This is a genomic window from Streptomyces endocoffeicus (genome assembly GCF_016741935.1).
Lineage (GTDB): Bacteria > Actinomycetota > Actinomycetes > Streptomycetales > Streptomycetaceae > Streptomyces > Streptomyces endocoffeicus.
The window spans coordinates 523,997-536,850 of sequence record NZ_JAERRG010000002.1 but is presented as its reverse complement, the minus strand read 5'-3'; the positions used below and the strand labels follow the sequence as shown (position 1 = coordinate 536,850).

The 12,854-nt window shown below is 72.8% G+C and carries 10 protein-coding genes; 4 read left to right on the top strand and 6 right to left on the bottom strand.

Annotated elements, in window-relative coordinates; translation table 11 throughout:
• Positions 1 to 217 precede the first annotated feature (217 nt).
• Complete coding sequence (locus tag JK364_RS09715; protein ID WP_201849621.1) at positions 218 to 979, top strand: hypothetical protein; 762 nt, start codon at positions 218 to 220, stop codon at positions 977 to 979.
• Between the two features lie 102 nt (positions 980 to 1,081).
• On the opposite strand, the gene holA is transcribed toward JK364_RS09715, so the two are convergent.
• A complete protein-coding gene (holA, locus tag JK364_RS09710; protein WP_020871375.1) occupies positions 1,082 to 2,071 on the bottom strand; it encodes a DNA polymerase III subunit delta in 990 nt (329 codons plus the stop codon).
• A 44-nt stretch (positions 2,072 to 2,115) separates the two neighbouring features.
• On the opposite strand from holA, the gene JK364_RS09705 reads away from it, so the two are divergent.
• The 3 genes from JK364_RS09705 to JK364_RS09695 all read left to right on the top strand — a co-directional run bounded on the left by JK364_RS09705 (position 2,116) and on the right by JK364_RS09695 (position 3,896).
• Positions 2,116 to 2,412, top strand: a complete 297-nt coding sequence (locus JK364_RS09705; protein WP_230991645.1) for a hypothetical protein — start codon at positions 2,116 to 2,118, stop codon at positions 2,410 to 2,412.
• A 54-nt stretch (positions 2,413 to 2,466) separates the two neighbouring features.
• Positions 2,467 to 3,009 (top strand): MOSC domain-containing protein, encoded by a 543-nt coding sequence (locus JK364_RS09700; RefSeq protein ID WP_201849619.1) that lies wholly within the window; start codon positions 2,467 to 2,469, stop codon positions 3,007 to 3,009.
• 107 nt (positions 3,010 to 3,116) lie between these two features.
• The gene (locus JK364_RS09695; protein WP_201849617.1) at positions 3,117 to 3,896 is read left to right on the top strand and encodes a DUF899 family protein; all 780 of its coding nucleotides are present in this window, start codon (positions 3,117 to 3,119) and stop codon (positions 3,894 to 3,896) included.
• A gap of 116 nt (positions 3,897 to 4,012) precedes the next feature.
• Here JK364_RS09695 and JK364_RS09690 read toward each other — a convergent pair whose 3' ends face one another.
• The 5 genes from JK364_RS09690 to leuS all read right to left on the bottom strand — a co-directional run bounded on the left by JK364_RS09690 (position 4,013) and on the right by leuS (position 12,788).
• On the bottom strand, positions 4,013 to 6,649 hold the full coding sequence (locus JK364_RS09690) for a ComEC/Rec2 family competence protein (protein WP_201849615.1): 2,637 nt from the start codon (positions 6,647 to 6,649) through the stop codon (positions 4,013 to 4,015).
• Positions 6,646 to 7,599: a ComEA family DNA-binding protein gene (locus tag JK364_RS55180; RefSeq protein WP_307841207.1), complete on the bottom strand. Its 954-nt coding sequence runs from the start codon at positions 7,597 to 7,599 to the stop codon at positions 6,646 to 6,648. Before JK364_RS55180 ends, JK364_RS09690 begins: the two co-directional genes overlap by 4 nt.
• A gap of 405 nt (positions 7,600 to 8,004) precedes the next feature.
• Positions 8,005 to 8,850: a DegV family protein gene (locus JK364_RS09680; protein ID WP_037945993.1), complete on the bottom strand. Its 846-nt coding sequence runs from the start codon at positions 8,848 to 8,850 to the stop codon at positions 8,005 to 8,007.
• Positions 8,851 to 9,036: 186 nt separating this feature from the next.
• Complete coding sequence (locus tag JK364_RS09675) at positions 9,037 to 9,795, bottom strand: hypothetical protein (RefSeq protein ID WP_201849613.1); 759 nt, start codon at positions 9,793 to 9,795, stop codon at positions 9,037 to 9,039.
• A gap of 116 nt (positions 9,796 to 9,911) precedes the next feature.
• Positions 9,912 to 12,788, bottom strand: a complete 2,877-nt coding sequence (leuS, locus tag JK364_RS09670) for a leucine--tRNA ligase (RefSeq protein ID WP_201849611.1) — start codon at positions 12,786 to 12,788, stop codon at positions 9,912 to 9,914.
• Positions 12,789 to 12,854 lie beyond the last annotated feature (66 nt).

Below are 12,854 nucleotides of genomic sequence, written 5' to 3'. Positions count from 1 at the left end.
CATGTCGACATCGGGGGAAACACCCAATCCGTACGGGCCGCCTCAGCCGCCCCAACCGCCTCAGCAGAGCCCGGCGCAGAGCGCGCAGAGTGCGCCGCAGGGGCCGGGGCAAAGCCCACCGCCGAGCCCACCGCCCGGTCCGTACGGGCAGGTCCCGCCCCAGCCCCAGCCGCCGCAGACCCAGCCGCCCCAGCACAATCCGTACGCCCAGCCGACGATGCCCTCCATCCCGCTGGGCGGCGGCTACGGCCCGATGGGCGCACCGGGCACGCCTCCCGGGGTGCCTCCCATGGGCCCCGGGGGCGGGACCGGGGGCGGCGGCAAGGGCTGGCTGTGGGGTCTGGGCGGGGCCGTCGTCGCCTCGGCGGTCTGGGCCGGGGTGCTGTTCGCCACGGGAGGCTTCGACGGGAGCGAGGCGGAGGCCGATCTCGCGGGCTACCGCTATACGACCAATCTGTGCGGCTCGACGGACTCCCAGGCTTTTAAGGACTCCGGGTACGAGCAGAAGGACGAGAGCGGCTCGACGTCGAACCCCCAGCACAGCAGCTCCGAGAACCCCGCGCTGGACTCGATGACCTGCAACATCGACTTCGAGCCGAGCGGCGCGAGCAGCAGCGACTACTCCTCGGTATGGCTCTACACAACGGCGTCGCTGCACAAGAAGACCGACCCCGGCCCCGAGTTCGAGGCCCAGTACCGGGCGTACGAGGACCAGAAGACGTCCACCTACAGCTATCGGGTGAGCCCGGTCAGGGGGCTGGGCGAAGAGGCGTATGTGGTGAGGCAGGAGAGCAAGAGCAGCACCTCCAACACCGGCGCCTATGTGATCCTCGCCGTGCGGGACGGCTGGATGACCTATCAGTCGACCTGGTCGGAGTATGTGTCGACCTCGTCCAGCGCCTCGGCCAAGACCCCGGAAGAGGCCACCGAGATGCTCAAGAAGAGCGCGAAGGCGACGCTGGAGAAGATGAAGGGGTAAGGAAGCCACACACAGCGACCAGGGTGCGCGACGGGCCGGACGCCCGGCCAACGCCCGGGGCCCGGGGCTGGGCCTTCGGTTAGCGACGGGCCCAGCTCTCGGTCAGCGGCGGCCTGCCCGGGCCGCTCGGGCGATCGTGACGACGGCCTTCTCCAGGGCGTACTCCGGATCGTCCCCGCCGCCCTTGACCCCCGCGTCGGCCTCGGCGACGGCGCGCAGCGCGATCGCCACGCCGTCCGCCGACCAGCCGCGCATCTGCTGCCGCACCCGGTCGATCTTCCACGGCGGCATGCCCAGCTCACGGGCGAGGTCGCCGGGGCGGGCGCCGCGCGGCGCGGAGGCCAGCTTGCCGATGGAGCGGACGCCCTGCGCCAGCGCGCTGGTGATCAACACCGGTGGCACCCCGGTGGAGACGGCCCAGCGCAGCGCCTCCAGCGCCTCGGCCGCGCGGCCCTCGACGGCGCGGTCGGCGACGGTGAAGCTGGACGCCTCGGCACGGCCGGTGTAGTAGCGGGCGACGACCGCCTCGTCGATCGTGCCCTCGACATCGGCCACGAGCTGGGAGACTGCGCTGGCCAGCTCGCGCAGATCGCTCCCGATGGCGTCGACCAGGGCCTGGCAGGCCTCGGGGGTGGCGGACCGGCCGGTGGCGCGGAACTCCGACCGTACGAACGCCAGCCGGTCGGCGGGCTTGGTCATCTTCGGGCAGGCGACCTCGCGCGCCCCTGCTTTACGGGCGGCGTCGAGCAGCCCCTTGCCCTTGGCCCCGCCCGCGTGCAGCAGCACCAGGGTGATCTCCTCGGCGGGGGTGCCGAGGTAGCCCTTCACGTCCTTGATCGTGTCGGCCGACAGATCCTGTGCGTTGCGCACCACCACGACCTTGCGCTCCGCGAAAAGCGAGGGGCTGGTCAGCTCGGCAAGGGTGCCGGGCTGGAGCGCGTCGGGCATGAGGTCGCGCACATCGGTGTCGGGGTCGGCCGCGCGGGCGGCCGCCACCACCTGCTGCACGGCGCGGTCGAGCAGCAGCTCCTCCTGGCCCACGGCGAGGGTCACCGGGGCGAGAGGATCGTCGGTCGTCGTCTTCCTGGCCATCGCGGTCCAGCATCCCACGGACCACCGACAGCCCCGCCGCCCGGATGTCCGACAATGTTCCGGTGATCGATGAAGGACCGACCGGCGACCGGCACTCCCCGCACGCCCGGCACATCCTGGTGCTCCCCGACCGCGACGCGGCGGAGGAGGTGGCCCAGGCCCTCCCCGAGCGCTTCGGCATCACCCAGGAGCCCCAGCTGGTGCGGGACGCCCTGGCGGGCGAGGACGACGCCGAGGACGCCCAGTGGCTGGTGGTGATCGAGGCCCCGGTGGGCCGGGTGGACCCGACGGCGCTGGACGCGCTCGCGGACGAGTACGACGGCTGGCTGGAGGCCGAATAGCGTACGGGACTAGGGTTTTGACCAACCGTGGTCGCGGAAGAGGGGGCTCCGAGGATGAGCGGGACTGTGACGGCAGTCAGCAGCAACGGCGAGTACTCGTTCACCAAGCCGAACCGGGACAGCATCACCCTGCTCACCGGCCTCGGCGTCGAGGGCGACGTCCACGCGGGCGTGACGGTCAAACACCGCTCCCGCGTCGCCCAGGACCCCACCCAGCCGAATCTGCGCCAGGTCCACCTCATCCACGAAGAACTCTTCGCGGAGGTCGGTGCGGAGGGCTTCCGGGTCCTGCCCGGTGACCTCGGGGAAAACATCACCACCCGCGGCATCGACCTGCTCGCCCTCCCCGTCGGCACCCTGCTGCGCATCGGCGACGAGGCAGTGCTGGAGGTCACCGGCCTCCGCAACCCCTGCCTGCAGATCGACCACTTCCAGAACGGCCTCCTGAAGCAGGTCGTCGGCCGCGACGAGGCCGGAAACATCATCCGCAAGGCCGGAGTCATGAGCATCGTGCGGGAGGGCGGCACCGTCCGTCCGGGCGACCTGATCCGAGCCGAGCTCCCCGCCGAACCCCACCGCCCCCTGGACCGCGTCTGAGGGCGGCCCCCGTCGCGATGAGTTCCGGCCGGGCCGGGAGTCTCATCTGGTGACCGTCGTAGTACGCCGTACGACGCCGCCCGGTACGAGACACCACGGAGGACACCATGACGGCCACACCGGACCCGACCACCGCGCCGCCCGGCCGCCCGCCCGTGGTCGACCTGGCCACCTGGCAGGCCGCCCGGGACGAGCTGCTGGTCCGCGAGAAGGCCCACACCCGTGAGGGCGACGCCATCGCCGCGGCCCGCCGCCGGCTGCCGATGGTGGAGTTCGACGGGACGGTCGAGGTCGTCGGCCCCGACGGCCCGGTCCCGTTCCTGGACCTGTTCCAGGGGCGCGACGAGCTCGTGGTCTACAAGCACATGTGGTACGACGGCGCACCGCACCAGGGGCAGTGCGAGGGCTGCACCACCACGGCCTGGCATCTGAAGGAAGCGGATTACCTCAACGCGCGCGGCGTCTCGTTCGCCGTCCTGACCACGGGCCGCTGGGACGAGGTGGCCTCCTTCGTCGAGTTCATGGGCTACACCCAGCCCTGGTACTCGGTGCGCGACGTGGACGGGCCGGCCGGCGGCCACATGGGTTATCTCACCTGCTACCTGCGCGACGGCGACCGCGTGTTCCTCACCTACTCCACGACGGGCCGCGGCAACGAGCGGGTGAACGGGTCCCTCGGCCTGCTCGACATGACGCCCTACGGCCGCGGCGAGGCGTGGGAGGACAACCCCGAGGGCCGGTCCGAGGGGCGCGACCCGTGCTGGTCCTGGCGCTCGGACGCGGACGGGAACCCCACCTGGGGGCCGACCAGCCGCCCCGTGCCGCAGTGGACCCGCCCCGGCGCGACCCCCGTGGAGACCCTCGGCCGCCACGGCCACCACCACTGACTGACGCATGCCGCGGACATGAGTGAGGCGCCAGGGCCGAGGGGAAGACCTCTGGCGCCCTGCTCGCGGCCGAAACCGCCCAGTCCTGACGTGGTCGGGGTGTTTCAGGCGAAGCGTCACGCGGCCCCTCCTCGGCCGCCGAGGACCGCGCGCAGGCCCCGGTCGCGCGTGACCGCGATGGGGCCGTCGGTGTCGGTGCGCAGTACGGCGGCGCCCTGGGCACGTAGGGAGGCGATGGTGCGGGGCGATGGGTGACCGTAGGGGTTGTCGGCGCCGCAGGAGATCAGGGCCAGGCGGGGGCTGAGGTGTCGGAGCAGCTGTGGGTCCTGGTAGGCCGAGCCATGGTGGGCGACCTTGAGAACGTCGATCTCGGGAAGGGCGGGGTGCGTCGTCAGCAGGGCTTGCTGGGCGGGGGGTTCGAGGTCGCCCAGGAGGAGCAGGGTCAGGCCCGCCGTGCGGACGAGGAGGGTGACGCTCGCGTCGTTCGGCCCCTCGGCCGCGGCCGGGGCGGGTGGCTGGGCGGGCCAGAGGACCTGCCAGGACAGCGGGCCGAAGCGTCGTCGTTCCCCCGGCCGCGCCGGGATGACCGGGATATGCGCCGACCGGGCCGCGCGGCGTACGGACTCGGCCTGGCCCGGTGGTTCTTCCAGGGCGGTCGTTTCGATCGCGCCGACCGCGCGGCCGCGTAACGCACCGGTCAGCCCGGCGACGTGATCAGCGTGAAAGTGGGTCAGGATCAGGAGCGGGATCCGGACGACGCCCAGGGAACGCAGGCAGCGGTCGACGGCTCGTGGCTCGGGGCCGGTGTCCACGACGACGGCCGCGCCGGGGCCCGCGGCCAGGACCAGGGCGTCGCCTTGTCCGACATCGCACGCCACCATCCGCCAACCGGGCGGTGGCCAGCCGGTGATGACCCGGGCCAGAGGTGCCGGGCGTACGACGGCCAGCAGCACCAGTAGCGCGCATACGGCGCACAGCAGGCGGTGGCGCAGCAGTCGGCGGCCCGCGAGGACCAAGGCCGGAGTTACGGCGGCCAGCAGGAGCGCGCCGGTCCAGCCGTCCGGCCAGTCCGCCTCGGCCCCGGGGAGTGCCGCGCCGGTCCGGGCCACCTGGGCGATCCACTCGGCGGGCCAGCCCGCCGGCCAGGCGATCCACTGGGCGAGCGGCGGCGCGACGGCGGCTGCCGCGAGCGCGGCGAAGCCGAGGGTGGTGGCGGGGGCCACCGCCACCTCGGCGATGAGGTTGCACGGGATGGCGACCAGGCTCACTCGCGCGGCCATCACCACGACGACCGGTGCGCAGACCGCCTGGGCCGCGGCGGCGGCCGCCAGCGCCTCGGCCACTCGGGGCGGTACGCCACGGCGCTGGAGGGCCGCGCTCCATCCCGGCGCGATGGTGAGCAGGGCGCCGGTGGCCAGCACGGAGAGCACGAAGCCATAGCTCCGGGCCAGCCAGGGGTCGTAGAGCACCAGCGCGAGGACGGCGGCGGCCAGGGCCGGGAGCAGGGAGCGGCGGCGGCCGGTGCCGAGGGCGAGCAGCGTGATCAGGCCGCAGGCGGCGGCGCGCAGCACACTGGGCTCGGGTCTGCAGACGATGACGAAGGCGAGCGTGAGCCCGCCGCCGAGGAGGGCGGTGGTCCGCAGCCGGATGCCGAGCGCGCCCGCGAGACCGCGCCGCTCGGCCCGCCCGGCCAGCTGCGGCGGACCCGTGAGCAGTGCGAGCACGAGCGTCAGATTGCTGCCGGAGACGGCCATGAGGTGCAGCATGTCCGTGGCCCGGAACGCCTCGTCCAGTTCGGGCGACACCCGTGAGGTGTCCCCCACGACCAGCGCCGGGAGCAGCGCTCGCGCGTCCGGGGAGAGTCCGTCGGTCGCGGTGCGCAGCCCGGCGCGCAGCCGCCCGGCGAACCGCTGGACCGCGCTGGGCGGACCCGTGACCCTCGGGGGCCCGCCGCTTACACGCACTACGGCCGCGATACGGTCCCCGCCGCGCAGCGGCGGCGCCAGGCGGCCGTGGACGCGCAGACGTGTGGACGGCAGCAGCCCGAGCCAGGCCGTCCGCTCCTTGCCGGACCTTGGGTGGACCGTGACCAGGACGGGGGTGCGGGTGGTGGTCGTAGTACCACCGGCGCCGGTGACCCGGTGGGCCTCCGCCTCGAGGACCACGGACGCCGGCGCGAGCGCCGCGCCCCGCACCCGCGGCCGGGTGAGCCGTGGGTCCCCCGTAACCGTCACCTCGGCGGTGGCCTCCGCGTACCCCCGGGCAAGGGCGGGGACGGGGCCGCGATGTACATCCGCCCCGTGCAGCCCGGCGACCGCCCCCGCGGCGGCCCCGCACAACAGCGATGCCGCCACCGCTCCCCCCATACGGCGCCCACGCCAGGCGACAGCGCGTGGCGGTGAAGTGGCCTGCCACCCGGACAGGTTGAGGCCTTCCGGGTGCTGTGCCGGCGAGGGCGCGGCCGGTCTGCGTCGGGGGCGGGCTGGGCGGTGGCATCGGCCGTCCGGTGTCGGGGCTCGTCGGCGGATCCGGAGGAGCAGGGCCGCCGCCACGAGGGTGGCTGCTGTGCAGGCGAGGGCCACCGCTAGGGGCGGTGCGTCCAGGGCCAGTGCCGCGGCTGCCCAGGCGGCCAGGGCCGGGGGTACGAGGCGAAGGTCGGGTGGGCCCTCCTGGCGTGGGTGTGACGCGCCGCGCGGGGACGCGGCCGCGGCATGGACCGGGGCACGGGTGCGCGGGGGCCGCTCGGACGTCATGGCTGGACCAGCGGGCGCAGGTCGGCGAACCGTCGCTCGCCGATGCCGTTCACCTCGCGGAGTTCATCGATGGAGCGGAAACCTCCGTGCTGGGTGCGGTAGTCGATGATGTGCCGGGCCAGGACGGGGCCGACTCCCGGGAGGGTGTCGAGCTGTTCGGCGGTCGCGGAGTTGAGGCTGACCGACCCACCGGGTGCCCCCGGCCCGGCCGGTGCTCCAGGCCCAGCCGGTGCGTTGGGTGCGTTTGGCCCGTTGGGTGCGTTGGGTGCGTTGGGTGCGTTCGAGCCACTGGCCGCCGCGCCCGGCGCCGGTGGTCCGGCCGCGGGGGAGCCGACCACGATCTGTTCCCCGTCCACCAGTGGGCGAGCCCGGTTCAGCCCGCTCAGGTCGGCGCCCGGCCGTGCCCCGCCCGCCGCTTCCAGCGCGTCGGCGACCCTCGCCCCGGGCGGCAGTTTGCGCAGGCCGGGGCGGCGGACCTTGCCCGTCACATCCACCACGACCGTCCGGCCGCCGCCGGATGCGGTGAGCTGCCCGCCCGGCGTGGGGCCGGGTTCGGAGGGTGCGGCGCGCGGGGGCTCCGGGTCCGGGGCGCGCACGGTCTGGGGACGGCCGGTCCAGAAGTGGTAGGCCGCGAAGGCCACCGCGGTGAGCAGGGCGACCGCCAGGGCGGCGGCCGTCTTCAGCTCCATGCCGCAGCGCAGCTGAAGCCACACCGGCAGCCGCTCGCGCAGGGCCAGCCCCGTCCGGTCGCGTCTGCGCAGCGGAGCGTTCTCGGACGCGTTCTCAGGCCCCTCGTGCCCGTCCTCGTGCCCGTCCTCGTGTCTGTCCTCGGGCCTGTTCTCGTGTCTGTCCTCGGGCCTGTTCTCGTGCCCCTCCTCGTGCCCCTCCTCGGGCGGCTTCTTGGGCGGCTTCTTGGGCGGCTTCTCGTTCCGTACCTCCTCCGCCGCCACAGCCGACCCCGCTGTGCCCTTCGGTCCGTCCCTGCTGCCCAGAGCGATGGACCCGACCGCCGCCGGGGACGCCCGAGGCGCCGACGAGGCCGTGGCGAAGAGCGCCGCCGCGCGGCTCGCGCGTGAAGGTGCGGCGGGGTCCGTCTGGCGGTGGACGCTGCGGTGGCGGCTTCCGGCACTGACCAGACCCATGCCGGACGGCGAGCGCGGGGGGCGGCCCGCCCCGCCGTCGCGATGGCGGCCGCGCCCCGACCCCGTGGTTACTGTGCGTGATCGTGACCTCATGCCACCTGACGGTAGGCACATGGAGCCGATCGCGCTGATCCGCATCAATTCCCGGGGATAACCCCCGCGTTGTGGACAACTCCGTCACCCCGCCGAGTGAAGAGCCTCCGCCACCCTCCGCTATCGCGGAGAGACCACCGCCCCCAGCAGCCCCGGCCCGGTGTGCGCCCCGATCACCGCGCCCACCTCGCTCACATACAGCTCCGCCAGCCCCGGCACCCGCTCCCGCAGCCGCTCCGCGAGCGCCGCCGCCCGTTCGCCCGCCGCCAGGTGCTGCACCGCGATGTCCACCGGGCTCCGGCCGGCCCGCTCCACCACGATCTCCTCGAGCCGGGCGATGGCCTTCGAGGCGGTGCGGACCTTCTCCCGCAGCTCGATCCGCCCCTCGTCGAGCTGGAGCAGCGGTTTGACCGCGAGCGCCGAGCCGAGCAGTGCCTGGGCCGCGCCGATGCGGCCCCCGCGCCGGAGATAGTCGAGGGTGTCGACGTAGAAGTAGGCGGCCGTGCTGTCTGCCCGCTTCTCCGCCGCCGCCACGGCCTCGTCCAGCGTGCCGCCGCCCTCCGCCGTCTCGGCCGCCGCCAGCGCGCAGAAGCCGAGTGCCATCGCGACCATTCCGCTGTCCACCACCCGCACCGGAACGGGCGCGTCCTGTGCCGCGAGCACCGCCGCGTCGTAGGTCCCGGAGAACTCGGCCGACAGATGCAGGGAGACGATGCCCGTCGCGCCCTCCTCGGCGGCGGCCCGATAGGCGGCCGCGAACATCTCCGGACTGGGCCGGGATGTCGTCACCGGCTTCCGCTTCTGCAGCGCCTGCGCGAGGGACCGGGCCGAGATCTCGGTGCCCTCTTCCAGGGCCCGGTCTCCGAGCACCACCGTCAGCGGCACGGCGGTGATGCGGTGCCGCTCCATCGCATCCTGCGGCAAGTACGCCGTGGAATCGGTCACGATCGCGACATGGCGGGACATGACTGGGAGGTTATCGGGGGATGGCGCCTGCCGACAGCGCGACCCCACCGGATGATCAATTGCCTTGCCGATCATGCCCTGTTCAGACGTGACTCAGATCCTGTTCTCAGACCGGGTTCATTCCGGGGAGTTCGGAGTTTCGGGGTTCGGGGGTTCGGGGTTTCGGGGGTTCGGAGTTTCGGGGTCTCAGGCCGTGTTCTCGGGACGGGGGGACTTCTGCCAGGGCTTCTGCCACGCCTGGGGCTCCGGATTCGGCCTCGCCCCGAGCGGCGGCCGGGGCGGCTCCGGCTCCTGCCCCGCCTCGGGCCCCGGTCGCACCCCTGCCTCGGGCCCAGGGCGCACCCCCGCGTCGGGCCCAGATCGTGAACCCGCCTCGGGCGCCGCCAGCGGCTCGTCCGGCTCCACCGCCGTCCAGTGCCGCAGCGCCCCCGCCTCCATCTCGATCTCGCGGCCCAGCGAGTCCAGATCGTCGTGCGCCATCCGATGCGTCCGCTCCTGCACCGCCCAGCGCAGCGAGTCGGCCGAATGGGTGATCCGCTGCGTACGCTCCCGCATCTCGGGCAGCAGGGCGGCGAGCCGGGACCTGTCGGGCTCCTGCTCCAGCCGCTTCAGATCCGCTTCCAGGTCCAGCGCATGGCTGCTCAGCCGCTGGAACAGGCCCAACGACTCCGACAGGGACCGGTCTTGCGGGGCGGCCGCCTGCAGCGCCTGCCCGGTGGCGCGCATCGAGCCGCGCAGGGAGAGCCGCAGCTGGGCGAGCTCGCCGGTCGCGCCCGGCTGGGCGAGCTGCCGGGCCCGGAGTCTGGTCTCCTCCACCGTGACACGGGCCTGGTGCACCGTACGGTCGATACCGCGCTTGGCCGCCCTGACCGCGCGAACGACCCCATAGACCCCCGCCAGCATGATCAGGACGAAAAGCGTCAGCAGGATCCAGATGGCTTCCATGGCGCTCCTTGGGGCGGCGGTCACGGCACGGTGGCGGTCGTCCTCTCAGCGTAAACGCGCCGGGCGGGTCAGAGGTTCCTGACGAACCCCCAACCCGCCCACACATGAAAAGCCGATCAGGCCGGAACGATGTTCACCAGCTTCGGCGCCCGCACGATGACCTTACGGATGCCCGCGCCGTTCAGCGCCGCCACGACCGCCGGGTCACCCACCGCCAGCGCCTCCAGCTCCTCGTCCGAGACCGAGGGCGCGACCTCCAGTCGGGCCTTGACCTTGCCCTTGACCTGCACCACACAGGTGACGGTCTCGTCCACGACGTACTCCGGATCGGCGACCGGGAAGGACTCGTGGACGACCGACCCGGAGTGGCCCAGCCTGCGCCACAGCTCCTCCGCGACATGCGGGGCCAGCGGCGAGATCAGCAGCACCAGCCCCTCGGCCACCGAGCGGGGCACCTCGCGCACCTTGGTGACGTGGTTGTTCAGCTCGGTGATCTTGGCGATGGCGGTGTTGAAGCGCAGGCCCTCCATGTCCTGCCGGACGCCGTCGATCGCCTTGTGCAGGACGCGCAGCGTCGCCTCGTCGGGCGCGGTGTCGACGACGGTGACCTCTCCGGTGCCCTCGTCGACGACATTGCGCCACAGCCGCTGCAGCAGCCGGTACTGGCCGACGACCGCGCGGGTGTCCCAGGGCCGCGAGACGTCCAGCGGGCCCATGGCCATCTCGTACAGCCGCAGCGTGTCGGCCCCGTACTCGGCGCAGATCTCGTCCGGCGTGACGGCGTTCTTCAGGGACTTGCCCATCTTGCCCAGCAGCCGGGAGACCTTCTCGCCGTTGTACCAGTAGGCCCCGTCCCGCTCCTCGACCTCGGCGGCCGGGACGGCGATTCCGCGGCTGTCCCGGTAGACATACGCCTGGATCATGCCCTGGTTGTACAGCTTGTGGAACGGCTCGACCGAGGAGACATGCCCCAGGTCGAACAGCACCTTGGACCAGAACCGGGCGTACAGCAGATGCAGCACCGCGTGCTCGGCGCCGCCCACGTACAGGTCGACACCGCCGTGCGGCTGCCCCTCACGCGGCCCCATCCAGTAGCGCTCGGCCTCCGGGTCGACCAGCCGCTCGCTGTTGTGCGGGTCCAGGTAGCGCAGCTCGTACCAGCAGGAGCCGGCCCAGTTGGGCATGGTGTTGGTCTCGCGGCGGAACGGCCGCGGCCCGCGGCCGTCGCCCAGGTCCAGCACCACGTTGACCCACTCCTCGTTCCGGGACAGCGGGGTCTCCGGGGAGGTGTCGGAGTCGTCCGGGTCGAAGGTGCGCGGCGAGTAGTCCTCGACCTCGGGCAGCTCCAGGGGCAGCATCGACTCGGGCAGGGAGTGGGCCACGCCCTCCTCGTCGTAGACGATCGGGAAGGGCTCGCCCCAGTAGCGCTGCCGGCTGAACAGCCAGTCGCGCAGCCGGTAGTTGACGGTGCCCTCGCCGATGGAGCGGGACTCCAGCCACTCGGTGATGCGCGCCTTGGCCTCGACGACGCCCAGCCCGTCCAGCGATACGGACTCCCCCGTCGAGTTGACGATCTTCGCGTCGTACGAGGCGAAGGCGTCGTCCCAGGTGGACGGGTCGGTGCCGCGATCGTCCGAGGGCTCGACGACACAGCGCATGGGCAGCTCGAAAGCGCGGGCGAAGGCGAAGTCACGGCTGTCGTGGGCCGGGACGGCCATGATCGCGCCGGTGCCGTAGCCCATCAGGACGTAGTCGGCGATGAAGACCGGCACCCGCTCACCGCTGACCGGGTTGACGGCGTACGCGCCGGTGAAGACGCCGGTCTTCTCCTTGGCCTCGGCCTGCCGCTCGACGTCGGACTTGGCCGCGGCCTGTTTGCGGTAGGCGTCGACGGCCTCAGCCGGGGTGGTGTGGCCGCCGGTCCAGACGTCGTGGGTGCCCTCGGGCCAGGCGGCCGGGACGATCTCGTCCACCAGGCCGTGCTCGGGCGCCAGGACCATGTAGGTGGCGCCGAACAGGGTGTCCTGGCGGGTGGTGAAGATCGTGATCCTGGCGTCGGGGTGTTCGGCCACCGGGAAGTCGACCCGGGCGCCCTCGCTGCGGCCGATCCAGTTGCGCTGCTGCAGCTTGATGGCCTCGGGCCAGTCCAGCTCGTCCAGGTCGTCCAGCAGCCGGTCGGCGTAGGCGGTGATGCGCATGTTCCACTGGCGCAGCTTGGCCTTGAAGACCGGGAAGTTGCCGCGCTCGGAGCGGCCGTCCGCGGTGACCTCCTCGTTGGCCAGCACGGTGCCCAGGCCGGGGCACCAGTTGACGGGCGCGTCCGAGGCGTAGGCCAGGCGGTAGTCGCCCAGGATGTCGGAGCGCTCGGACTCGGTCAGCTCGGCCCAGGGGCGGCCGTCGGGGGTGGTGCGCTCACCGGAGGCGAACCGCTGGACCAGGGTGTCGATGGGGCGCGCCGTCTTCGCCTCCGGGTCGTACCAGGAGTTGAAGATCCGCAGGAAGATCCACTGGGTCCACTTGTAGTAGTCCGGGTCGATCGTCGCGAACGAGCGGCGCTTGTCGTGGCCCAGGCCCAGCCGGCGCAGCTGCCGCCGCATGTTCTCGATGTTGGCCTCGGTGCTGACCCGCGGGTGGGTGCCGGTCTGCACCGCGTACTGCTCGGCGGGCAGGCCGAAGGCGTCGAAGCCCAGGGTGTGCAGGACGTTGTGGCCCGTCATGCGGTGGTAGCGGGCGAACACATCGGTGGCGATGTAGCCCAGCGGATGACCCACGTGCAGTCCCGCGCCCGAGGGATACGGGAACATGTCCATGACGAACTTCTTGGGCCGGGCGACGGCCTCGGCGTCGCCTGCCAGGTCGCCGCTCGGATTGGGCGCCTCATACGTGCCGTGCGCGTCCCAGAAGTCCTGCCAGCGGGCTTCGACGTCGGCGGCCAGGGCGGCCGTGTAGCGGTGCGGCGCGGCCACCTCGGCCGCGGCATTGGTCTCGCTCATGGTCCTCAAAGCTCCATCGGTCGTCTCTGCCTGCGGCAACGCAGCGGAACCTGCTTCCGAAACAAA

What these genes read in the sequence shown, in the direction of transcription:
- JK364_RS09715 (WP_201849621.1), top strand. Translation starts at nt 218, where the DNA reads ATGCCCTCCATCCCGCTGGGCGGCGGCTACGGCCCGATGGGCGCACCG.
- holA (WP_020871375.1), bottom strand. Translation starts at nt 2,071, where the DNA reads ATGGCCAGGAAGACGACGACCGACGATCCTCTCGCCCCGGTGACCCTC.
- JK364_RS09705 (WP_230991645.1), top strand. Translation starts at nt 2,116, where the DNA reads ATGTCCGACAATGTTCCGGTGATCGATGAAGGACCGACCGGCGACCGG.
- JK364_RS09700 (WP_201849619.1), top strand. Translation starts at nt 2,467, where the DNA reads ATGAGCGGGACTGTGACGGCAGTCAGCAGCAACGGCGAGTACTCGTTC.
- JK364_RS09695 (WP_201849617.1), top strand. Translation starts at nt 3,117, where the DNA reads ATGACGGCCACACCGGACCCGACCACCGCGCCGCCCGGCCGCCCGCCC.
- JK364_RS09690 (WP_201849615.1), bottom strand. Translation starts at nt 6,649, where the DNA reads ATGACGTCCGAGCGGCCCCCGCGCACCCGTGCCCCGGTCCATGCCGCG.
- JK364_RS09680 (WP_037945993.1), bottom strand. Translation starts at nt 8,850, where the DNA reads ATGTCCCGCCATGTCGCGATCGTGACCGATTCCACGGCGTACTTGCCG.
- JK364_RS09675 (WP_201849613.1), bottom strand. Translation starts at nt 9,795, where the DNA reads ATGGAAGCCATCTGGATCCTGCTGACGCTTTTCGTCCTGATCATGCTG.
- leuS (WP_201849611.1), bottom strand. Translation starts at nt 12,788, where the DNA reads ATGAGCGAGACCAATGCCGCGGCCGAGGTGGCCGCGCCGCACCGCTAC.